The following is a 20730-nucleotide window of genomic DNA, read 5'->3' on the forward strand; positions in this document are numbered from 1 at the left end:
CTCTACGATTATTTTTCGGATTCTACAATTTCCTCAGGGCGTGCCCCAGCTCGCTTCGATCCCGGAGGCAAATCATGGGGCTCTAGAACTCCTTTGGGAAGATACACCAGTTCTCGCAACGGCGTCACCATCGAATCATCCGTGACCTTATAGGGCAGGCGACCTAACGCCACACTGTCAAAATTCAACTCATGACGATCGTAGGTTGACAGCTCATACTCTTCAGTCATTGACAAGCAATTGGTAGGGCAGAATTCCACGCAGTTCCCGCAGAAAATACAAATCCCAAAATCAATGCTGTAGTGATTGAGTTGTTTTTTCTTCGACTCTTTGTTAAATTCCCAATCCACCACAGGCAGGTTAATTGGGCAGACGCGCACACACACTTCGCACGCGATACACTTGTCAAACTCAAAGTGGATACGTCCCCGGAAGCGCTCGGATGGAATCAGCTTTTCATAGGGATATTGAACGGTTACAGGGCGACGGCGCATATGGTCAAAGGTGACAGCCAAGCCTTGACCAATATATTTACCCGCTTGAACCGCCTCTTTGGTGTAGTCACCAACTTGTTTCAGAAACTTTAGCATTGTGTTCTCCGCTCTTAAGGCAAAGGGCAAGGGTTGCGAATTAGCCACCAAATGCCACTGGAAAGGCAAGCTTTAAACCCGCCGTAATCAGCAAGTTCACTAGCGAAACCGGAAGCAAGAACTTCCAGCCCAAATCTAGGAGTTGATCAATGCGCACGCGAGGAACCGTCCAGCGCATTAGGATCGCAATGAAGATTAGAAAATATGCCTTTAGCAGGGTCATGCCGATCCCTAGCACTGCTGCCACCACTTGCAGCCAAGGCGTTGTCTCGCTGATATTCAAGAATCCTGCGATCGTACCAATTGGTACAAAGAATTCCCATCCGCCCAAATACAGAACCGCAAATAGCAGGGCTGAAAGGGTCAGGTTGACGTAGGAACCAATGTAAAACAAGGCAAACTTCATGCCTGAATACTCGGTTTGGTAGCCTGCTACCAGTTCTTCCTCTGCTTCTGGCAAGTCAAACGGAATTCGCTCGCATTCTGCTAAGGCTGCAATCCAAAAAATCAGAAATCCAACCGGCTGTCGCCAAATGTTCCAGCCCAAAATTCCGTAGCCCGCCTGCTGATTCACAATGTCCACCGTGCTAAGCGAGTTAGACATCAGTACGATCGCTAACACCGACAGCGCTAGAGGCAACTCGTAGCTAATTGACTGTGCGGCGGCCCTCAGTCCGCCCAGCAGGGAGTATTTGTTGTTGGAAGCATAGCCCGACATCAGTAACCCGATCGGGACGACGCTAGAGAGCGCAATCCAGAGGAAAATGCCCATTCCCACATCGGTGATGATCATGTTCTGTCCAAACGGCACAATCAGGTAGGACAGAAACGCTGGAATGACGACGATCGCAGGCCCCAACGTGAACAGTAAGCCGTCTGCTTGGGCAGGCACTACGTCTTCTTTAAAGACGAGCTTCAGTCCATCCGCAAGCGGAGCCAAAATTCCCAAAGGGCCAATAAACTCAGGACCAATGCGCTGCTGAGCTGCCGCCGAAATTTTTCGCTCTAGCCACACCAGTGTGAAGACGCCTAGAGTCGCGCCAACTAGCATAATCAGCATCGGGAAAGGCATCCAAAGAACTTTGGCCACACCCGGAGGTAAACCAAAGCTCTTAAGGGACTCGATAAAACTTCCTTGAAGATCAATTCCTGGGTTCATAGTTCCCATTACGCAGCAAATCTTAAGCGTTGAAGTGTCGCGAAGCCCTCACGATGAAGATTCTTAACAACCCCAACGACTATCAGTATAGCGGTCTGACGGAAACCAAACCTTTCTAAAGCATTGAATTTCTAACCTTCTTACCCACCGAAGAATTCAATCTTTAAAACTGGAAGTCGCGCCCAAAGCTTTTATCCGTACTATGCAGCGAGTAAAGTATCTAACTTACGAGTAAGCCCTACACCCCACATTTTGCATATTTCAATAAAGAAGCCCCCAGAAGCAAGATGTCTGAGGGCTGGAGTTCCTGAAAATCGTCACGTTGATATAGTTACAAGGGAATTGAAAAACGACAAGAGGGGTCTCACCCATCAAGGGGTAATAAGTTTTTGTCGTTCATCGATCGGAACATAAGGTGCTGAATGTAACCCTGTATAAATTTGCGTTGGTCGAAAAATCCGATTTTCTCCCAATTGCTCCTTCCAATGGGCAAGCCAGCCAGCCGCCCGAGAAATGGCAAATACTGGCGTGAACAGATCTGTTGGTATACCAAGCTTGCGGTAAACCAAACCGGAATAGAAATCTACGTTCGGGAAGATCCCTCGATGTCCAAGTTTTTCCTCCACCACCCGCTCTACCTCAACAGCAATGTCATAGAACTTGTCTTGGCCAAACTTCTCAAACAGTTGCTCAGCTAACTGCTGCAAAATAATCGCCCTTGGATCTTTAACTTTATAGACTCTATGCCCAAAGCCCATGATTCTCTGCTTATGCTCTAGTCGGTCTTCGAGAAACGGGCGGACGTTTTCCACCGAGCCAATCTGTTCTAGCATTTCCACCACTTCCTCGCTGGCTCCCCCATGCAGCGGACCTGCCAACGTCCCGACTGCTGAGGCAATGACAGCATAAGGGTCGGTCAGAGTGGAAGCAGTCACCATAGCCGAAAACGTGGATGCATTAATGGTGTGTTCTGCATGAAGCATGAGCGACACATCAAAAATACGGGCAGCGAAAGGATCAGGCTCTTGCTCATTCAGCATGTACAAGAAGTTTGCAGCATATCCTAAATCGTCCCTTGGCTGAACCGGATCATTGCCCTTACGCATTAATTGAAATGCTGCCACCATCGTCGGAACTTTTGCCAAAATTCGGACGACTGCCTCTCGGATATAAGTCGGATCATCTAATGCCCGCTTTGAGTAAAACAGTCCTAAAGCAGCAGCAGACGCTTGCAAAGCATCCATCGGATGTCCGCTTTCTGGAAAGCACTTCATCATGTCCCGAATGCGGTACTTCAGGCGACGATGATACTGAATCTCATGCTCGAACTCCGCAAGAACGTCGCGGGTCGGTAGCTCATTCCAAATTAGGAGATAAGCAGTCTCAAGAAAGGTACTTTTGGTTGCAAGTTCCTGGATGGGAATACCGCGATATTCCAGGATTCCTTTTTGCCCATCCACAAAGCTGATGCTGGATTGGGTGGCGGGAACACCTTCAAGACCTGCCCTAAATTCGCAGACAGTCATTCGTTCACCGTTAATAATTGATGATTCACTGGTTAACTTATCAGATTCAGAAAAACAGTTTGTAGTGGTTCATCCGAATCCCAGGGTTATAAATGATGAATTATTGAAACAACTTCTAGCCATTAAGCCGTAAATTAACTAGCTGCTCTAGAGTTTCGCGACGCTTTAATCGTCATAACACCTCACTATTTCGGAATACCACATTTTGGGGATGGAAAGTACTTGTTTAAGATACAGATAAATTAAGATTTGCAGTTTTTTATAAAAGACAATATTATCAGAATAGTAAAGCTTTAAACCTTGACTAAATTGCATCTACCTAGTAGCCAACTAATTTTTCCAGCGCCTGCTACATGCTGGGAGATATGGATTGGCGCTTTTTATACACGTTCGTAAGGAGTTATATGCATCACAACTATTCCCATAATAAGACGGCCCATCAGCAGAATTGGGCATCTCGAAAAACAGCAAACTCACGTCATTTACACAAACCTGTTGAAACCCAAGACCGAACCAGAACGAACCTTACTAAGCTGATCGAGTTAGATGCTCCTCTACAGACGCATACTCACTTGGTTCTGATGTACGGTCCGTTTCAAACCGAAATGGCGGCTGAAGAGGGTCAAGGCGTAGCTTCATGGATTAAAAGTTGTATTCGTCAACATGGTTTGCCTAGTCTTGTCCGGTTTGATTATCACCGCCGTGCACAAATTTTTCGTCGAGACCAGTTTCAACCTTGGTTAGAGCCGTTGATGGATCAAGCGTGCTGACGACGAGAAACACTGCTGAGAATGGTTAATCCTTCATAAACGCAGTTTGGGCAGAAGGGTTAGAGGATTGGAACCTCTGTTTGCGACTAGCTATGTTTTAAGAGCTTTCTCTAAAGTGCAGGATCGGACATCACAACACAACTTTCTAATCCGATAGAGTGGATTGGTTAGAACTGCGAGTGGGTTAGATCATGACTTCTCAAAATTACGAGTTGCTGCTACGACGCTGCAAGCTTCTATCGGCGCCCGATCGTACTGAAATTGTAGATATTGCAATTAGCGCAGGGCGCACCGCAAATGGTTCCGTTTCCCGAACGATTGCCGCGATCGCGCCGCACATTGACGGTACAGCCTCGATCGAACTCGATGTTCAAAATCAGCTTGTCAGCCCTCCGTTTGTCGAGTCTCACATTCACCTCGACTCTGCCCTCACTGCTGGGGAGCCGCGTTGGAATGAGAGCGGCACTCTGTTTGAGGGCATCGAGATTTGGCGCGATCGCAAGCAAACTCTCTCACTCGAGGACGTGAAGCAGAGGGCAATCGCAACGCTGAAGCAGCAGGCCGCACAAGGGGTGCTGTTTGTGCGCAGTCATGCCGATGTCAGCGAAGCGAGCTTAACAGCGCTGCAAGCGCTGCTAGAGGTGCGTGAGGACGTAAAAGACTGGCTGACTCTGCAAGTGGTGGCGTTTCCGCAAGATGGCATCTACGGAAGTCCGAAAAACCAAGACTTGATGGAAGAAGCGCTCAAAATGGGCGTAGATGTGATCGGCGGCATTCCTCACTATGAGTTAACGCGAGAAGACGGCGTTAACTCAGTGCATCGGATCTTTGAATGGGCAGAGCAGTACGATCGCTTAATTGACATTCATTGCGACGAAATTGATGATGATCAGTCAAGATTTTTAGAAGTGGTCGCCGCGTCCGCCATCCGTTGTGGAATGGGGTCACGAGTTACCGCTAGTCACACGACGGCATTTGGCTCCTACAACAACGCTTATGCCTTCAAATTGCTCGGATTTCTTCAGCGCACCCAACTTAACTTCATTGCCAATCCGTTAATTAACATCACTCTGCAAGGACGCACCGATACTTATCCCAAACGACGAGGGGTAACCCGTGTCAAAGAACTTTGGCAGCAGGGCATCAACGTTAGCTTAGGACATGACTGCATTCAAGATCCTTGGTACTCACTGGGAACAGGCAACATGTTAGACGTTGCATCAATGGCAGTTCATGTGTGTCAGATGACAGGAATGGCAGAGATTGACGCCTGCTATAACATGGTGACTTGGAACGGAGCCAAAACTCTGAACCTAGAAGAGTATGGAATTGCCGTGGGCAAGCCTGCCAATTTGATTGTCTTAGATGCCAACGATCGCTATGACGCAATTCGTCGTCGCGCGACTGTTCGATATGTAATTTCTCAAGGCAAGCTACTTGCTAAAACCAGTCCAGCAGAAGTGACCTGGCAAGCAACCTAGCTTCTGCGGTTTGCTTCCAAGTTAAAATAACTCAGTCCCTTTGCGAGTTGTTTCGCAAGTTACTAAAACCGCACACTATGGCTGTTGGTCAAAAGCTCTACGAAGGCAAAGCTAAAATTCTCTACGCTACAGAAGATCCTAATATTCTCCTAACGCACTTCAAGGACGATGCAACAGCGTTTAATGCCCAAAAAAAAGGCAGCATCACCGGAAAAGGCGAGTTTAACTGTGCGATTTCAACTCATTTGTTTAAGTTGATGGAGGCGAACGGCATTCCAACGCATTTTATCGATCGTACGTTCCCTAATGAGATGCGCGTCAAATCTGTAAAGATTTTGCCGTTAGAGGTCGTTGTCAGGAACATTGCTGCCGGGAGTCTCTGTCAACAAACAGGATTGAAGCTAGGAACGATTCTGACCCCTCCCTTAGTAGAGTTTTATTACAAAAACGATGAACTTGGCGATCCATTGTTAACTTTCGACCGTCTACGAGTCCTTGATCTAGCTACCCCGGATCAAGTAGATCAATTAATAGAACTAGCGTCGCGGATCAATCAGATTCTGACGGACTTTTTTCAGCAGTGTGGCATCACCCTCGTAGACTTTAAGTTGGAATTTGGCTGCGTTTCCTCGGTTGGTCAAAGTGCTAATCACACGGGTCAAATTATTCTGGCAGATGAGATTAGCCCAGATACCTGTCGGTTGTGGAACCAGGCGGAATCCGATCCCAACAAGCGGGTGATGGACAAAGATCGATTTCGGCGAGACTTGGGCAACGTCGAGGATGCCTATCGTCAGGTAATGGAACGGGTGCTGCAACAGACTATATGAGTGCTAGAAGAATTCCTGGCACTCATAACCGAGGATTGATACCCATGATGCGGTAGAATTTCACAGTTCTGTCAGGATCGGGACTGTTTCTTACTATCGTGATGTAGAGTCTGCTTTGTGCAGAGGTCTGAGGACGTGCGAAATACTGTGAACAAAATGCGTTTATCTCCTGCTTTAATGGCAGCCCTTTCGATTGCGGCGATCAGTTGCGCGACTTCTGCTAACGCCCAAACTTCTAAAGCTTCAGCCAAATCAGCGACGAGTTCAGCCCGCTCGGTTGTGGTGAATTCTGTCGCTTCCACAGAGCTAAAGCGTGCCGTAGCCCAATCGGATCTTAAGCTGAAACCACTCTCAAAAGACGTTGTGGTAGAGACGATTCCCGTTTCAAAGCGGGCAGCCGTTGCTCCGTTACCCCAACCGGTTTCTCGAACCTCGCCTCAGGCGAAAGCTGTGGAAGTGGCACAAGGCGGCTCGATCGAGCAGGAAACACCGAACCGAATTCAAGTTGATCCGCTCAATCCATCTCAACCGGCTCCGTCGCCAACGCCGCAACCCACTATTCCTGCCGCACCCACGGAGCCAGCCAATCCGGTTTTGCCCCCTCAACCTGCCACTCCTCCGTCTGGGACTCAAATTACCCCTGCTCCTGGAGTTCAGACCTCTCCAAGTCCGGTTGCTCCCCCAGAAACAACGCCGACCGATCCGTCCGTTACGCCACCTGCCACTCAGCCCGGTCAGCCTGCTCAACCTAGTCAACCGGAGCAGAATGCTGAACCGGAACCCCAGGTTTTGGTCAGTGAAGTGCTGGTCGTAGGTGCAAATGAAGAACTACAAGCTGAAGTTTACCGGGTGATTCGGACTCAGCCTGGACAAACAACGACACGATCGCAGCTTCAAGAAGATATCAATGCGGTCTTTGCAACAGGCTTTTTCTCGAACGTGAGAGCAAACCCGACCGATACCCCACTTGGGGTACGAGTCACTTTTGATGTCACGCCAAATCCGCCACTGCGATCGGTTCAAGTAGAAGGGGGCCGAGTGCTTCCATCCAAAGTCGTTCAAGATATTTTCAGTCCGCAGTATGGCAAAATTCTCAACCTACGCGATCTGCAAAACGGCATTCAGGAACTTAACAAGTGGTATCAGAGCAATGGCTATGTTCTGGCACAAGTTGTAGACGCGCCGAGAGTCAATCCTGATGGCAACGTTACCTTGCAAGTCGCTGAAGGAGAAGTCGAAGCGCTGCAAGTCCAGTTCATTAACAAGGAAGGTCAAACCCAAGACGGGAAGGGCAATCCGATTCGGGGACGGACGCGCCCGTTTATCGTCACCCGCGAGTTTCAACTAAAGCCGGGGGATGTCTTTAACCGCAACACGGCAGAACGTGACCTACAGCGTGCGTTTGGTCTCGGCATTTTTGAAGATATCAAGCTCTCCCTGCAACCAGGACAAGATCCTCGGAAAGTTGTTGTAGTCGCAAATGTTGTCGAGCGCAACACTGGAAACTTTGGAGTTGCAGGTGGCTTTAGCTCGGCGAGCGGCTTGTTTGGTAGCGTCAGCTTTGGACAGCAAAACTTTGGGGGCAACAACCAAAAACTGAATGCCGAAGTTCAGATTGGTCAGCGCGATCAACAGTTTGACCTGAGTTTTACCGACCCCTGGATTGCAGGCGATCCGTATCGCACCTCCTACACCGCTAACCTATTCCGTCGCAGAACCATTTCGCTGATTTTTGAGGGTGGCGATCCGGAAATTGAGTTGCCGAATGGCGATCGCCCTCGCATCGTTCGCACGGGGGGCGGCATTAGCTTTAGCCGTCCGCTCTCGAAAAATCCCTATGAGCGCTCAGAGTGGAATGCGTCTCTTGGCTTGCAGTATCAGCGGGTGTCGGTGCGCGATGCCGATGGCAAACTCAGTAATCGCGATGAACTGGGCAATCTGTTGAGCTTTGATCCGTCTGGTAAAGATGATTTGTTTACGGCTCAACTCGCGTTTGTGCGCGATCGCCGTAATGATTTTCTCCAACCCACCAGCGGATCCCTGCTGCGATTTAGCACAGAACAATCGGTTCCCGTCGGATCGGGCAGTATTTTCTTCAATCGCCTCCGAGGAAGCTACAGCTTCTACATTCCAACTCGACTGCTGAAAATTTCACCCGGATGTCGTGACCAGAAACCTAGAATTGGAGAGGAACCAAACCGCGAAGGTTGCCCGCAAGCCTTTGCCTTCAACGTGCAAGGCGGAACGGTATTAGGCGATATTCCTCCCTATGAAGCCTTCCCGCTCGGTGGTACGAACTCGGTGCGTGGTTATGATGAAGGAGATGTAGGTAGCGGTAAGAGCTATTTGCAAGCTACTGCCGAATATCGCTTCCCGCTATTCTCGATTATTTCGGGTGCGCTGTTTGTTGATGCGGCCACTGATTTGGGAACTGGAGACAATGTTCCAGGTAACCCGGCGGGGGTACGAGGAAAGCCAGGAAGCGGACTCGGTTATGGCGTGGGAATTCGCGTTAGATCGCCTCTCGGTCCGATCCGGATTGACTTTGGTATCAACGATCAAGGCGGTAACAACATCCGGTTTGGATTTGGAGAACGATTCTAAATGAACGATCGTCGTCAAGGTCTCAGCGTTGCCCAAGCAGAATCTGCCTCTGAGACTCGCCAGTGTACCTTGGCGTCCAGCTTCTCGCGATCGGGCGTGGGACTTCATAGCGGTGTAATGGCTCATGTGCGAGTGCTGCCTGCCGAACCCGGACGAGGACGCTACTTTGTCCGAGTCGATCTGCCTGATGCGCCTGAAGTTTTGGCAAAGGGTGAGGCGGTCAATCCCACTCTGCTTTCGACAGAGTTGGTGAGCGGCGAGGCCCGAGTTCGGACTGTGGAGCATTTGCTCGCCTCGCTTTCAGCACTGGGAGTCGATAACGCCCGGATTGAAATTGATGGAGCGGAAGTGCCGTTGCTCGACGGGTCGGCGAAAGAGTGGACGATCGCGATCGCAGATGCAGGCATTGTTTCTCAATCCGCTCCGCGCTCCACACTCACGCTTACAGAACCAATTTGGATTCGAGAGGACGATGCTTTTGTTGCCGCCCTGCCTGCGCCAGAATTGCGATTTACCTATGGCATTGATTTTGAAGTGAGCGCGATCGGCAATCAGTGGTACAGTTGGTCACCCCAGCAATCCTTGTTTGAAACAGATATTGCCCCCGCCCGCACCTTTGGATTAGCCCATCAGGTTGAACAGTTGCGGGCAAATGGTTTAATTAAAGGCGGCTCGCTTGAAAACGCCTTGGTTTGCAGCTCAGAAGGATGGATCAATCCGCCTCTGCGATTTGCAAATGAGCCAGTTCGCCATAAACTGCTAGATCTCATTGGGGATTTAAGTTTGTTGGGAGCGTTTCCAACGGCTCATTTTCTTGCCTATAAAGCAAGCCATCGTTTGCACACTCAACTCGTTCGTCATATTCTTGCAATACGTCCTTCGTAACTAACGAACGACGGCTCTTGATTTTTAACCCCAAACCTCATGTCAACCCTGCTCGAAACCCATGCGTCTGTAGAAAATCTCGCAGCTGAGAGTGCTTCTGAGACGAAGACAACATTTACGCTTGAAGAAATTCATCAACTGCTACCTCATCGCTACCCGTTTGCACTGGTCGATCGCATCATTGATTTTGTGCCTGGCAAACTGGCGGTTGGAATTAAGAATGTCACGTTTAATGAACCTCAGTTTCAGGGGCATTTTCCGGGGCGTCCGATTATGCCAGGAGTGCTAATCGTTGAGGCAATGGCGCAAGTTGGCGGAGTCGTGCTGACGCAGATGGCGGGCGTTCAGGACGGATTGTTTATGTTTGCCGGAATTGATGGTGTCCGGTTTCGCCGTCCGGTTGTGCCAGGTGATCAACTGGTAATGACGGTGGAACTGTTGTCGGTGAAGGGTCGTCGATTTGGGAAGATGCGCGGTCGTGCGGAAGTTGACGGTCAGCTTGCATGCTCGGGTGATCTAATGTTTGCCTTGGTAGATTAAAATACGGACGATTGTTCGGGTTGTAATCTAGCGTTGTTGGATGTTCCCGTTTCAACTTGATCGGTGTAGACGCGATTAACGCCGGGTGAAACTTCAAAGAAACTGGCTCTGCCAAGTTTCAAAGGGTTCGCCAGGCGAAATCTGAGAACGCATCGCGTCTTTTACATTGCTGCGCTCTTTCCCCCCTGTTTCTACCTCTGATATGACAACCCTAATTCATCCGACTGCTGTAATTCATCCTGGGGCTGAACTTCATCCAACTGTACAGGTTGGCGCGTACGCGGTGATCGGAGAACATGTGAAAGTTCGAGCGGGGACGATCGTTGGACATCATGTGGTGATTGAGGGCAACACTGACATTGGGGAGCGCAATCACTTCTTTCCAGGAGCCGCGATCGGGCTAGAGCCGCAGGATCTAAAATACGATGGGTCGCTGGGTCTGCTAAAAATTGGTAACGGCAATCAAATTCGGGAGTTTGTGACAATTCACCGCCCGACGCATGGAGATGACGTGACGCTGATTGGCAACGGCAATCTCTTGATGGCCTATACTCATGTCGGTCATAACTGCGTGATTGAAGATCAGGTGATTATTTCTAACTCGGTGTCACTGGCGGGACATGTTTACATCGAGACGAAAGCCAGAATTAGCGGCGTGCTGGGCGTTCATCAGTTTGTGCGGATTGGGCGTCATGCAATGGTAGGTGGCATGGCCAGAATTGATCGCGATGTGCCGCCGTACATGATAGTAGAAGGAAATCCGGGTCGGATTCGAGCGCTGCACAAGATTGGACTCCAGCGATCGGGATTTTCGGCGGACGATTTGCAGCTTTTGAGAAAGGCATTTCGGATTCTTTACCGCTCTGGTCTACGGCTGACAGAGGCGTTGGATCAGCTTGAGCTGTTGCCTGAAAATGAGCATATCCAGCATTTGCATCAGTTTATTCGGCTGTCGGTCTCGCCCGGACGCCGAGGATTAACGCCTGTTTTAGTCAAGGGTGGCGAATGAAGCGGCGTATTTTCATCAGCACGGGAGAAGTATCAGGGGATCTTCAGGCGGCGTTGTTAGTGGAAGCGTTGCAGAAGCAGGCGAGATCACTGAATATCGATCTTGAAATTTTGGCATTGGGCGGCGATCGCATGGCAGAAGCTGGCGCAATCTTGCTGGGCAACACCAGCTCGATCGGCTCGATCGGCATATTTGAATCTCTGCCCTACATTCTGCCAACGCTCAGTCTTCAGCAACGAGCAAAACAGTATTTGCTGCAAAACCCGCCCGATGCCGTGGTGATGATTGACTACATGAACCCCAACATCAGCATTGGTCGCTACGTTCGTCAACACTTGCCGCACGTTCCAACCGCTTATTTTATTTCGCCACAGGAGTGGGTGTGGTCGCACACGCTTGAAAACACCAAAAAGATTGTCAGCATTACCGACTCGCTCTTAGCTATTTTTCCAGAAGAAGCCCGATATTACGCTCAGCATGGTGCAAACGTACGACTAGTCGGGCATCCCTTGCTCGATCGCATGGAGGCGGCTCCCGATCGATTGACGGCTCGTGCGGCGTTAGGGATTTCAGACGAGCAGGTTGCGATCGTGCTACTGCCTGCGTCGCGTCAACAAGAAATCAAATATCTCATGCCGATCATGTTTCAAGCGGCTCAGCTGATCCAGGCACAGGTTCCGACAGCTCACTTTTGGATTCCACTGTCGCTAGGGAAATATCGCGGTGCGGTAGAACGCGCGATCGCCAAACACCAGCTTCGCGCCACGATTCTAGAGAGTAACCAGGGAAAATCGACGCTGAGCGCGATCGCAGCGGCAGATCTGGCGCTGACCAAATCTGGTACGGTGAACCTCGAAATGGCATTGCTGAATGTACCGCAAGTGGTGATGTATCGGGTCAATCCAATCACGGCTTGGGTCGCCAGAAATATTATTAAGTTCTCCATTCCATTTATGTCACCGCCGAATCTGGTGCTGATGAAGCCGATCGTGCCGGAATTTTTGCAGGAGGAGGCAATTCCTCGAACCATCGCAGATGTGGCGTTAGAGCAGTTGAAACCAGAGGTGAGGGAGCGGACGATCGCAGGCTATCAGGCGATGAGAGCCGCGTTAGGAGAACCGGGAGTGGGCGATCGCGCCGCTCAAGAAATTCTTAAACTGCTCAAACTTTGATTTTGGATTTGATTCTGGCAGTTAGATCGATCGGACTTCAAAGTTTTGCGACCAAGATTTCCTAGATTTCTGAACTATCGCCTAGACTCAATATGGTGCTGTCAAGTAGATCGGGGATGTATACCTACGCCTTTTTCAAAACGCCTAAAACAGACTTGCAGTTCGAGCAAGATGGAATCGCTGGACAGATTGAAATTATGGGTACACCGACTCTCTCGGCACTGGTGGAACCAGACCTAGATTTAGATGAAATTCAGCAAAATGATCATCGGCTGGTTCAAGCGGTCTTGACCCACGATCGCATCATTTGCGACTTGTTCTGGACGACTGCAATTCTTCCCTTACGGTTTGGGACGTGGTTTGTCTCGCCCGAAAATTTGCTCGAACATCTCGAATTACATCAAGATAAGTATCTGGCAAAGCTAAATCAGTTTGAAGGAAAAGCCGAGTATCGCCTCATGCTGATGCCTATCGACAACCCGCCGCCCCAGTTAGAGTCGGAGTTGCGAGGAAAAGAGTATCTTTTGGCCAAGAAACAGCGCTATCAGCAGCAGGTAGACCAACGCACTCAACAGCAGCAGGAATTGAAGACGGTACTCAATGCGATCGCGTTGGCGTATCCTAACCACATCCTGAAAGAGTCTCAGTCTGAAGGCGAGAAGCTCTATTTACTCGTGAACCGTGAAGCTGAAGACACGCTTTATTCGCGCCTAGAAGGGTGGCAAAATCTCTGCTCTAGCTGGGAATTGACGTTGGGTGAGGCGCTGCCGCCCTATCACTTTGTTTAGGTTAGCGTTTTGAGGCGGCAATTAGAAAGCTGAGGACTAGCAGCCCTACGATCGCAATCCAAACTCCATTGCGGCGAATCCAAGCTTGCGGCGATGAACTCGTTTCGTAGTTCGTTGGGGTGCTGACCGTAGCGACGCGGCAATCGCGGTACATCGTGCATTCCCACGCATCGGGGCGCTGAGGATAGTTGCAGGTGTCATCCGCGTGATAGGTACAGGTTCTACAGAGTGGCTCATTACCGATCGCGCGATGAAGTGGAATGCCCGCGTGACCGTGCGCCTTTAATGGGGTGCGGCAGTGAGGACAGGCGATCGCATCTCGATTTTTAATCGGTTGATGGCACTTAGGACAAGACAACATAGCGGGTCAAGGGTTTGATGTGGGGAGTTCTTTTTTAGCGATTGCCAAATTTGCGGACTTGATATTCGGCTTCTTCGAGAAAGGGAAACGACTGTCCCATCGCTTCAATGAACTTGCGATCGATCTCTTGTAGTACGTCTGCCGGAATCGATTTCCACGCTTCTTTACTTTGCCAATAAATCACCATGATCAGTTCTGTTTCGTCCTTTGGGTTAAACCAAATTTCTTTACCCGCATAGCCTGGGTACTTGGCTAAAGCTGCTGTCCAGATTTCTGCGTCCTTTTCAATATAGGTTTCGCGTAGTGCGATCGGCACTTTAACCTTGAGCCATTCAATCACCATAAGTTGATCTGTTACAGATAGACATCTCTAATTCAGAGTCATCTCTATTCTTACGCAGCCGTAGCTTGACAGTCTTGTATTACGCGTGTAGTATATATACTACGGTGAGGCGATGGGCATCATCAAACCGTTATCGATACTCTACTAGGAGGCAATCATCATGCCTTACGAAGCACTCAATCTTTCTACATCAACGCCTGTTTTATCGTGGGCAAACCACGACCTCGGCCCGCAAGAAATCAAAATGGCGAAAAATGTTGCCTCCTTGCCCTTTGTGTTTAAACACGTTGCGCTGATGCCCGATGTTCACCTAGGTAAAGGAGCGCTGGTTGGTTCTGTTGTCGCGACGAAAGATGCGATCCTGCCTGCGGCTGTCGGAGTCGATATTGGCTGCGGAATGTGTGCCATTAAGACGCCATTTGTGGCAGACCAACTGGAAGGTAAACTGAAGAAAATTCGTCAGGATATTGAAGCGATCATTCCGGTTGGCTTTAACGAAAACAAGGAAGCTGACAAAAAGGCGTTGAATTGGCAGGGATGGCACGACTTTAAGCATCTGCATTCAGGTGTGCAGCATCTAGAGAGCAAAGCCCTGAAGCAAATGGGGTCTCTTGGCGGCGGAAACCACTTTATCGAAGTGTGCATCGATACCGAGAATCAAGTGTGGCTGATGCTGCATTCTGGGTCGCGCAATATTGGCAATATGCTGGCGCAAAACCACATCAATACCGGAAAGAATTTGGCAAAGTTGGCGGGTGAGAAATTGCCTGATCCTGACTTGGCTTACTTTACGGCGGGGACTGCTGAATTTGAAGCCTATTGGCGTGATTTGCAGTGGGCGCAAGAGTATGCACGATTCAATCGAGAAGTGATGATGAGTCGCTTCCAAAAGGTAATCGAAAAGCATCTTGCGGGCGGGAAGCCGATCAAGCCTCTCATGTCGGTGAACTGTCATCACAACTATGCCGAAAAGGAAATTCATTTTGGCGAAGAGGTGTATGTGACGCGCAAAGGGGCAGTGCGTGCCCGTGAGACCGATTACGGCATCATCCCTGGATCAATGGGCGCAAAGTCCTACATTGTCAAGGGCAAGGGCAATCACGAAAGCTACTGCTCGTGTTCTCACGGGGCAGGGCGATTAATGTCTCGCAACAAAGCGAAGAATGCTTACACCTTGGATGATTTGATTCGGCAAACAGAAGGGGTTGAGTGCCGTAAAGATGGAGGCGTGCTAGACGAGATTCCGGCGGCTTACAAGTCGATTGAATCGGTGATGGCAAATCAGGCTGATTTAGTGGAAGTTGTAGCAACGCTAAAGCAAGTGGTTTGTGTGAAAGGTTAAATCAAATCACTAACTTATCAAATCAACTTAGAGATGCGTTCCTAACCGTGGAGCGCATCTTTTTTGTATCTAGAATAACGTTCTATCTCTGGAGGAATGGCAGCGGCGATCGCATCCCTTGTATCTTAGTTTCATTTCTTTGCTGTGAGCTATGAAAAAGGGTTTGGCGAAGCAGTGGCGCACTGAACTTCACGATCTGCTGCGCGGGGCGTCAGGCGGATTTCTATTTGGTGTGCCGTTGCTCTACACAATGGAAGTTTGGTGGATCGGCTCATCTGTGGGTCCAGTGAGAATGCTATTAGCGCTCGTACTCACGTTTGCAATTATATTTTTTCTGAATCAGACGGCGGGCTTTCGCCGCGACAGCGCTGTTCATACTACAGATGCATTGATTGACAGCGTTGAAGCGATCGCAATTGGCATTGTTTGTGCTGGATTTATTCTGATATTGCTGCAAGAAATTACGCTACAAACTCCTTTACATGAAGCGTTGGGAAAATTGATTTACGAAGGTATGCCCTTCTCACTGGGTGTAGCATTAGCGAATCAGTTTCTTAGAGGAGATGAAGGACGTTTTGATCAGCAATCTAACTCCTCTCGGTCTAAGCAACTGAGCGCCACCCTTTCAGATATCAGTGCGACGTTGATTGGAGCAACTATTATTGCATTTAATATTGCACCCACTGACGAAATTCCAATGCTGGCGGCGGCAGTTTCAGGACTTTCGTTGTTATCAATGATGATAGCGTCGTTGCTTATTTCATACTGCATTGTGTTCGCATCAGGGTTTACAAACTATCAGCAACGACAACAACAGCGCGGTATCTTTCAGCGTCCGTTAAGTGAAACGATCGCAAGTTATCTTGTGTCTCTCATTGCCGCAATGGTGATGCTGCTATTCTTTCAAAAGCTTGAATTTGGCGATCCGTGGCAGGTGTGGCTAAATTATTCGATTCTTTTAGGTTTACCGGCTACCGTGGGCGGAGCCGCAGGACGGTTAGCAATATGAGCCATTCTTCTCAAGAACGACCCACGCGATCGATCGCAGAATGGACAACGTTTGGAATTGCGTCTACGATTTTGGGCGCGATCGCGGGTTTAGTGATTTACGCTTGGGCAACCGAGCAAGACCGTCCACCCGTGTTGACTCTAGAGCGGCGCGAGCAAATTCGGGAAGCGCAAGGACAATATTATGTTCCCTTTACCGTAGAAAATACGGGAGGCGAAACGGTGGAGTCGGTGCAGGTTGTGGCAGAGTTGCGGGTCAACGGTCAGGTTGAAGAATCGGGCGATCAGCAGATTGATTTTCTGTCGGATGGTGAAACTGAGGAAGGAGCGTTTGTGTTTCGCCGTGATCCGCGTCGGGGCGAGTTAACGGTTCGAGTCGCCAGCTATAAATTGCCGTAACTCAAATTCTGCTCCGCCATGAGCCGCACAGATGGAAATTTTAAGCATCAAAGTCAAGCCTAATTCCAAACGCCAAACCATTGAACAACAAGAAGATGGCAGTTGGATTGTGCATCTAAAATCCCCTCCAGTTGATGGTAAAGCGAATACAGAACTGATCAAAGTGTTGTCCGATCGCTTCGATGTTCCTAAATCGTGCATTACGATCAGATCTGGCGCATCCTCCAAATTAAAACGAATTGAAATTGATTGCTAATGAACTGAGTACTGTCATTCTGGCGGGTGGACAAAGTTCACGTATGGGTCGAGACAAGGCGCGGATCGAGATCAACGGTGTGCCGATGCTGCGACGAGTCTACGATGCGGCGAGGCCCTGTAGCCGTGAGATCTATGTTGTCACCTCTAGAGTTGAAGCGTATCGATCGCTGCTGCCACTCGACGCAAAATTTATTGCTGAGATCGAACCGCGAGGTCCTGCGATCGCATTCGCTCAAGCATTACCTCACCTATCAACGGAATGGGTTCTCCTGTTAGCCTGTGACCTGCCGCAATTAGATGGAGCCCAGCTAAAGGGTTGGACAGCCTTACTTGATCGCGTGCCAAATGATGCGATCCAAGGAAGCTTGACTGCGCCAATCGCGCTGCTGCCCAAACACGAAAAAGGTTGGGAGCCTCTGTGTGGTTTCTACCGCCGCACTTGCTTACCCGAATTGGCACACTTCATTGATCAAGGCGGACGCTCTTTTCAAAAGTGGCTATCCAACCAACATATTCAAGAATTGCCTGTGAGCGCTCCGCAAGTTCTGTTTAATTGCAACACGCCTGATGATTTAGAACAGGTTATTCAACAGTTCTAGTGGTCCTCACCCTCTTTATTCCTTCCTTGGCATTAGGTAATTTCTGCCACAGATCGATAAACTCATAAATGATGTTTGGAGGTGATCGGTGTGCCCAAGTTTCTGCTTGTAACGGATCTGGACCATACGCTAGTCGGAGATGACTTTGCCTTAGATCAACTGAATCAGTGGGTGATCGAGCAGCGACAGACGAACGGAGCAACGCTAGTCTATTCGACGGGGCGATCGCCAACGTTGTATCGAGAACTCCAAGCAGAAGCAGGACTGATTGACCCCGATATTCTCATTGCCTCCGTTGGCACAGAAATCTACCATGGCGGGCAGAAATCGCCCGATTCGGGCTGGTTAGAGAAGTTGTCTGTCGGATGGGATCGCGCCGCTGTTTTTGCTGTGACGGCTCATTTTTCTGATTTGGTCTTGCAACCCGAAACAGAGCAATGCGCGTTTAAGATCAGTTTTTTCTTAACCAAAGAAGCGGCGGTAGATGTGCTTCCCGAACTGGAATCGTTGCTAGAACAACGGGGTCTAGATGTGCAACTGATTTACAGCAGTGGGAAAGATTTAGATATTTTGCCGCGCAGCGCCAACAAGGGAGCTGCAATGACGTTTATTCGCGAGCAGTTGGGATTTGCGGCGGCAGAAACGATCGTGTGCGGGGATTCGGGCAATGATATTGCGCTATTTGCGGCGGGAGAAGAATGCGGAATTATCGTTGGTAATGCTCAGCCGGAACTTCTGCGATGGCATCGCAATCATCCCAGTACTCAACGCTATTTAGCAAAAGCGCATTGCGCGGCTGGTATTCTTGAAGGCTTAAAGTATTTTGGCTTTCGGTAAACCGTTCTCCCTCTTTGCACGCCGCCCATGATTGGTTATCTCACATGATTGGTTATCTCAAGGGTACGATCGCAACGATCCAAAAAATCAGCAGTTCGCGTGTGGTTCTGACACTAGATGTGAATGATATCGGCTACGACATTCAGATTGTGCCGCGTCTGATGCAAGATTTGCCCGAAATTGGAGAAGCTGCGCAGATCTTTACGCATCTCAATGTGCGAGAAGATCAGGTAACGCTGTTTGGGTTTGGCTCGTCGGCAGAGCGAGATTTGTTTCGGCAGCTGGTGAGTGTGAGTGGAATTGGCCCGCAATTGGCCGTGGCGTTGCTTGATACGTTGGGATTGCAAGATCTGGTGCAAGCGATCGTATCGGGCAATACGCGATTACTGTCTCGCACGCCGGGCGTTGGGGCCAAAACCGCCGAACGCATTGCCCTAGAACTCAAGACAAAGCTCTCTGAGTGGCGATCGCAGGCAAATCTTGTCCTGGCTCCGGGCGCAGGGCCTGCCTCGAATATTCAAGAAGATGTGGAAATGACGCTCCTCGCGCTGGGCTATACCGATCGCGAGATTACCCAAGCGTTGCAAGCGGTGGGACAGAGTTCTACCTTGTCAAAATCGGATGATGCAGAAGTGTGGATTCGACAAGCGATCGCTTGGTTGAGTCAGTAGTAAGCATCTGTATTGCATCGCTCTGCCTCTGAAAAATTAGTAGTCAGCTTTGCTAACCTAGGACAAGCTAAAACGCCTTAAGTAACCCTGCTTGCTTCAGCACAGCATTTGCCGTGTGTCGAGATCGAATTGCTCCATCTACTACGAATCGACGAGCGGTGATTGGGCTATACCAAATTTCATGATCTCCTTTGCCCTGTCGCTCGAAGTAGCACCCCGCTTCTAAAAGCAGCTTCTTCAATTCAGGAGTCAGCGATGCGGGCATTTAGGAAGCGACCTCAATCTGCTCTTCCCAAAGGCTAATCAACTGAAAGTTAACTGAACTTGGGAGTTGCTCCGGTAGAAGACGATTCAGCAGGATGAGTTCTGGGATAATCACCCGCAGTTTCTCCGTTAGGGCTTCGATCGTTGGGGCTTCTGTTGCTAACCCCGGCACATCCTCACTGGTCGCAACCCAAACCTTTACCTCTGAATCCCAAAACGCTTTCACACTGCAAGTTAGCTGAACCATTTGCAACGACGCCTAGGGATGACTGCTCCATTATACAAACACTAACGTGTTCAGAAGTTATGGATTTGATCAGCGATCGCGTGGTTGAGTCAGTAAATGATTTGTCAGCTTCGCTAACGTAGGACAAGCTAAAACGCCTTAAGTAACCTTGCTGACCTCAGCTATCTTTAAATTACTGACAAATCACCTTTGCATCTTCACGCTGTTTTACGAGTTGCTTGACGTAGGTTGTTTTACCCTCACAAAACGCGATTGTAGCGCGATGCCTATCGTGAACAACTAGCTCTGTTTCAACATCGCCTGCTTTTAATTTAAGTTTGTTGTCTTTAATCTGTCCTTCTGTTTTTGTACAGTTCAACCCATCATCCCAAGTAAGGGTGACCTTTCCGCCTTGATTTAACTTGATTGCATACCAGTCGTATCCGTAGATTCGACCCTGTATTGGCGAAATAAGCTGACCTTTCTCCGTCACCCAATATCCACCTACGACGTTCGCAATATCGAGTTGGCTAACTTTTGCCTCTAAAGGAGCGAGTTGCGTTGAGGGTTTGAGCACTGGAGTTGGATTGGAGGCTAAGCTACAGCCCGATAACATGCCAAGAATGCAGGCGGTGATAGGAAAATTGAAAAAGATTGAAGAACAAGCTTTAAATTTTGAATTATTGAATAAGCCAAATTTCACTGCAACCTTGCTCCAAATAATTGTCCCTACACTACCTCTAATTTCAAAAGGCGTTGCTGCTGTTACTAAAGCTGAAACCCCGTCATGATGGCTGTCTTATGTTCTACAAGCACATCCCAAATCCGTTCTATCCGATTTAACCGAAGTGACCTACGTTTCGGTGAAACATCTGTGGGCTATCGGATAAATGCCCATCTGTCGCATCCAGTGTTCAATTTCACATGAGTACCTTTTCGTCGCGAACGAGCACCTTTTCGTCACGAACGAAACGATGTTTTCTACGAACGAGACGATGTTTGCCACAAACGAAACGATGTTTGCCACAAACGAAACGATGTTTGCCACAAACGAAACGATGTTTGCCA

The 20730-nt window shown here is 49.2% G+C and carries 25 protein-coding genes; 17 read left to right on the top strand and 8 right to left on the bottom strand.

Going from position 1 to position 20730, the window contains the following annotated elements; all coding sequences use genetic code 11:
• Positions 1-8: 8 nt before the first annotated feature.
• From ndhI to AC5I6P_RS09570, 3 genes are all read right to left on the bottom strand, one after another.
• On the bottom strand, positions 9-590 hold the full coding sequence (gene ndhI, locus AC5I6P_RS09560) for an NAD(P)H-quinone oxidoreductase subunit I (RefSeq protein WP_495693519.1): 582 nt from the start codon (positions 588-590) through the stop codon (positions 9-11).
• Between the two features lie 40 nt (positions 591-630).
• A complete protein-coding gene (gene nuoH / locus AC5I6P_RS09565; RefSeq protein WP_495693520.1) occupies positions 631-1749 on the bottom strand; it encodes an NADH-quinone oxidoreductase subunit NuoH in 1119 nt (372 codons plus the stop codon).
• Between the two features lie 371 nt (positions 1750-2120).
• Positions 2121-3275, bottom strand: a complete 1155-nt coding sequence (locus AC5I6P_RS09570; protein ID WP_495693521.1) for a citrate synthase — start codon at positions 3273-3275, stop codon at positions 2121-2123.
• A gap of 404 nt (positions 3276-3679) precedes the next feature.
• Here AC5I6P_RS09570 and AC5I6P_RS09575 point away from each other — a divergent pair, with 404 nt between their 5' ends.
• The 9 genes from AC5I6P_RS09575 (at position 3680) to AC5I6P_RS09615 (ending at position 13354) form a co-directional block, all read left to right on the top strand.
• Positions 3680-4045 carry a hypothetical protein gene (locus AC5I6P_RS09575; RefSeq protein ID WP_495693522.1) on the top strand — a complete coding sequence of 122 codons (366 nt, stop codon included), beginning with the start codon at positions 3680-3682 and terminating at the stop codon, positions 4043-4045.
• Between the two features lie 191 nt (positions 4046-4236).
• Complete coding sequence (gene codA / locus AC5I6P_RS09580) at positions 4237-5526, top strand: cytosine deaminase (RefSeq protein WP_495693523.1); 1290 nt, start codon at positions 4237-4239, stop codon at positions 5524-5526.
• A gap of 77 nt (positions 5527-5603) precedes the next feature.
• Positions 5604-6356 carry a phosphoribosylaminoimidazolesuccinocarboxamide synthase gene (gene purC, locus AC5I6P_RS09585; protein WP_495693524.1) on the top strand — a complete coding sequence of 251 codons (753 nt, stop codon included), beginning with the start codon at positions 5604-5606 and terminating at the stop codon, positions 6354-6356.
• A gap of 156 nt (positions 6357-6512) precedes the next feature.
• Positions 6513-8960 (top strand): BamA/TamA family outer membrane protein, encoded by a 2448-nt coding sequence (locus AC5I6P_RS09590; RefSeq protein ID WP_495693525.1) that lies wholly within the window; start codon positions 6513-6515, stop codon positions 8958-8960.
• Positions 8961-9845, top strand: a complete 885-nt coding sequence (gene lpxC / locus AC5I6P_RS09595) for a UDP-3-O-acyl-N-acetylglucosamine deacetylase (RefSeq protein ID WP_495693526.1) — start codon at positions 8961-8963, stop codon at positions 9843-9845.
• A 39-nt stretch (positions 9846-9884) separates the two neighbouring features.
• A complete protein-coding gene (fabZ, locus tag AC5I6P_RS09600; protein WP_495693527.1) occupies positions 9885-10385 on the top strand; it encodes a 3-hydroxyacyl-ACP dehydratase FabZ in 501 nt (166 codons plus the stop codon).
• A gap of 202 nt (positions 10386-10587) precedes the next feature.
• Entirely contained in the window at positions 10588-11394 is an 807-nt protein-coding gene (gene lpxA, locus AC5I6P_RS09605; RefSeq protein ID WP_495693528.1) for an acyl-ACP--UDP-N-acetylglucosamine O-acyltransferase, read from the top strand.
• A complete protein-coding gene (gene lpxB / locus AC5I6P_RS09610) occupies positions 11391-12566 on the top strand; it encodes a lipid-A-disaccharide synthase (protein ID WP_495693529.1) in 1176 nt (391 codons plus the stop codon). Before lpxA ends, lpxB begins: the two co-directional genes overlap by 4 nt.
• 92 nt (positions 12567-12658) lie before the next feature.
• Positions 12659-13354, top strand: coding sequence for a GvpL/GvpF family gas vesicle protein (locus tag AC5I6P_RS09615; protein ID WP_495693530.1), 696 nt, complete (start codon positions 12659-12661; stop codon positions 13352-13354).
• A 1-nt stretch (position 13355) separates the two neighbouring features.
• Here the strand turns inward: AC5I6P_RS09615 and AC5I6P_RS09620 are convergent, their stop codons facing one another.
• Both AC5I6P_RS09620 and AC5I6P_RS09625 read right to left on the bottom strand, forming a co-directional pair.
• Positions 13356-13715, bottom strand: coding sequence for a zinc ribbon domain-containing protein (locus AC5I6P_RS09620; RefSeq protein WP_495693531.1), 360 nt, complete (start codon positions 13713-13715; stop codon positions 13356-13358).
• Between the two features lie 34 nt (positions 13716-13749).
• The gene (locus tag AC5I6P_RS09625) at positions 13750-14058 is read right to left on the bottom strand and encodes a TIGR03792 family protein (RefSeq protein WP_495693532.1); all 309 of its coding nucleotides are present in this window, start codon (positions 14056-14058) and stop codon (positions 13750-13752) included.
• 160 nt (positions 14059-14218) lie between these two features.
• Here AC5I6P_RS09625 and AC5I6P_RS09630 point away from each other — a divergent pair, with 160 nt between their 5' ends.
• The 7 genes from AC5I6P_RS09630 to ruvA all read left to right on the top strand — a co-directional run bounded on the left by AC5I6P_RS09630 (position 14219) and on the right by ruvA (position 19172).
• Positions 14219-15400: an RtcB family protein gene (locus AC5I6P_RS09630; RefSeq protein ID WP_495693533.1), complete on the top strand. Its 1182-nt coding sequence runs from the start codon at positions 14219-14221 to the stop codon at positions 15398-15400.
• Between the two features lie 151 nt (positions 15401-15551).
• A complete protein-coding gene (locus tag AC5I6P_RS09635) occupies positions 15552-16409 on the top strand; it encodes a TIGR02587 family membrane protein (protein ID WP_495693534.1) in 858 nt (285 codons plus the stop codon).
• Positions 16406-16807 (top strand): TIGR02588 family protein, encoded by a 402-nt coding sequence (locus tag AC5I6P_RS09640; protein ID WP_495693535.1) that lies wholly within the window; start codon positions 16406-16408, stop codon positions 16805-16807. The genes AC5I6P_RS09635 and AC5I6P_RS09640 overlap by 4 nt, the downstream gene beginning before the upstream one ends.
• A 31-nt stretch (positions 16808-16838) precedes the next feature.
• Positions 16839-17063: a DUF167 domain-containing protein gene (locus tag AC5I6P_RS09645; protein ID WP_495693536.1), complete on the top strand. Its 225-nt coding sequence runs from the start codon at positions 16839-16841 to the stop codon at positions 17061-17063.
• On the top strand, positions 17047-17664 hold the full coding sequence (locus tag AC5I6P_RS09650; RefSeq protein ID WP_495693537.1) for a molybdenum cofactor guanylyltransferase: 618 nt from the start codon (positions 17047-17049) through the stop codon (positions 17662-17664). The genes AC5I6P_RS09645 and AC5I6P_RS09650 overlap by 17 nt, the downstream gene beginning before the upstream one ends.
• Before the next feature lie 90 nt (positions 17665-17754).
• Entirely contained in the window at positions 17755-18501 is a 747-nt protein-coding gene (locus tag AC5I6P_RS09655) for a sucrose-phosphate phosphatase (RefSeq protein ID WP_495693538.1), read from the top strand.
• Between the two features lie 14 nt (positions 18502-18515).
• The gene (gene ruvA / locus AC5I6P_RS09660; RefSeq protein WP_495693539.1) at positions 18516-19172 is read left to right on the top strand and encodes a Holliday junction branch migration protein RuvA; all 657 of its coding nucleotides are present in this window, start codon (positions 18516-18518) and stop codon (positions 19170-19172) included.
• Between the two features lie 67 nt (positions 19173-19239).
• Here ruvA and AC5I6P_RS09665 read toward each other — a convergent pair whose 3' ends face one another.
• The 3 genes from AC5I6P_RS09665 to AC5I6P_RS09675 all read right to left on the bottom strand — a co-directional run bounded on the left by AC5I6P_RS09665 (position 19240) and on the right by AC5I6P_RS09675 (position 20278).
• Positions 19240-19437 carry a type II toxin-antitoxin system HicA family toxin gene (locus AC5I6P_RS09665; protein WP_495693540.1) on the bottom strand — a complete coding sequence of 66 codons (198 nt, stop codon included), beginning with the start codon at positions 19435-19437 and terminating at the stop codon, positions 19240-19242.
• Positions 19438-19683 (bottom strand): DUF1902 domain-containing protein, encoded by a 246-nt coding sequence (locus tag AC5I6P_RS09670; RefSeq protein WP_495693541.1) that lies wholly within the window; start codon positions 19681-19683, stop codon positions 19438-19440.
• 172 nt (positions 19684-19855) lie between these two features.
• Complete coding sequence (locus AC5I6P_RS09675) at positions 19856-20278, bottom strand: hypothetical protein (RefSeq protein WP_495693542.1); 423 nt, start codon at positions 20276-20278, stop codon at positions 19856-19858.
• Here AC5I6P_RS09675 and AC5I6P_RS09680 point away from each other — a divergent pair.
• Positions 20277-20453, top strand: a complete 177-nt coding sequence (locus AC5I6P_RS09680) for a hypothetical protein (protein ID WP_495693543.1) — start codon at positions 20277-20279, stop codon at positions 20451-20453. The two genes, AC5I6P_RS09675 and AC5I6P_RS09680, sit on opposite strands and share 2 nt — an antisense overlap.
• Positions 20454-20730: the final 277 nt, after the last annotated feature.

The organism is Myxacorys sp. (assembly GCF_059501405.1).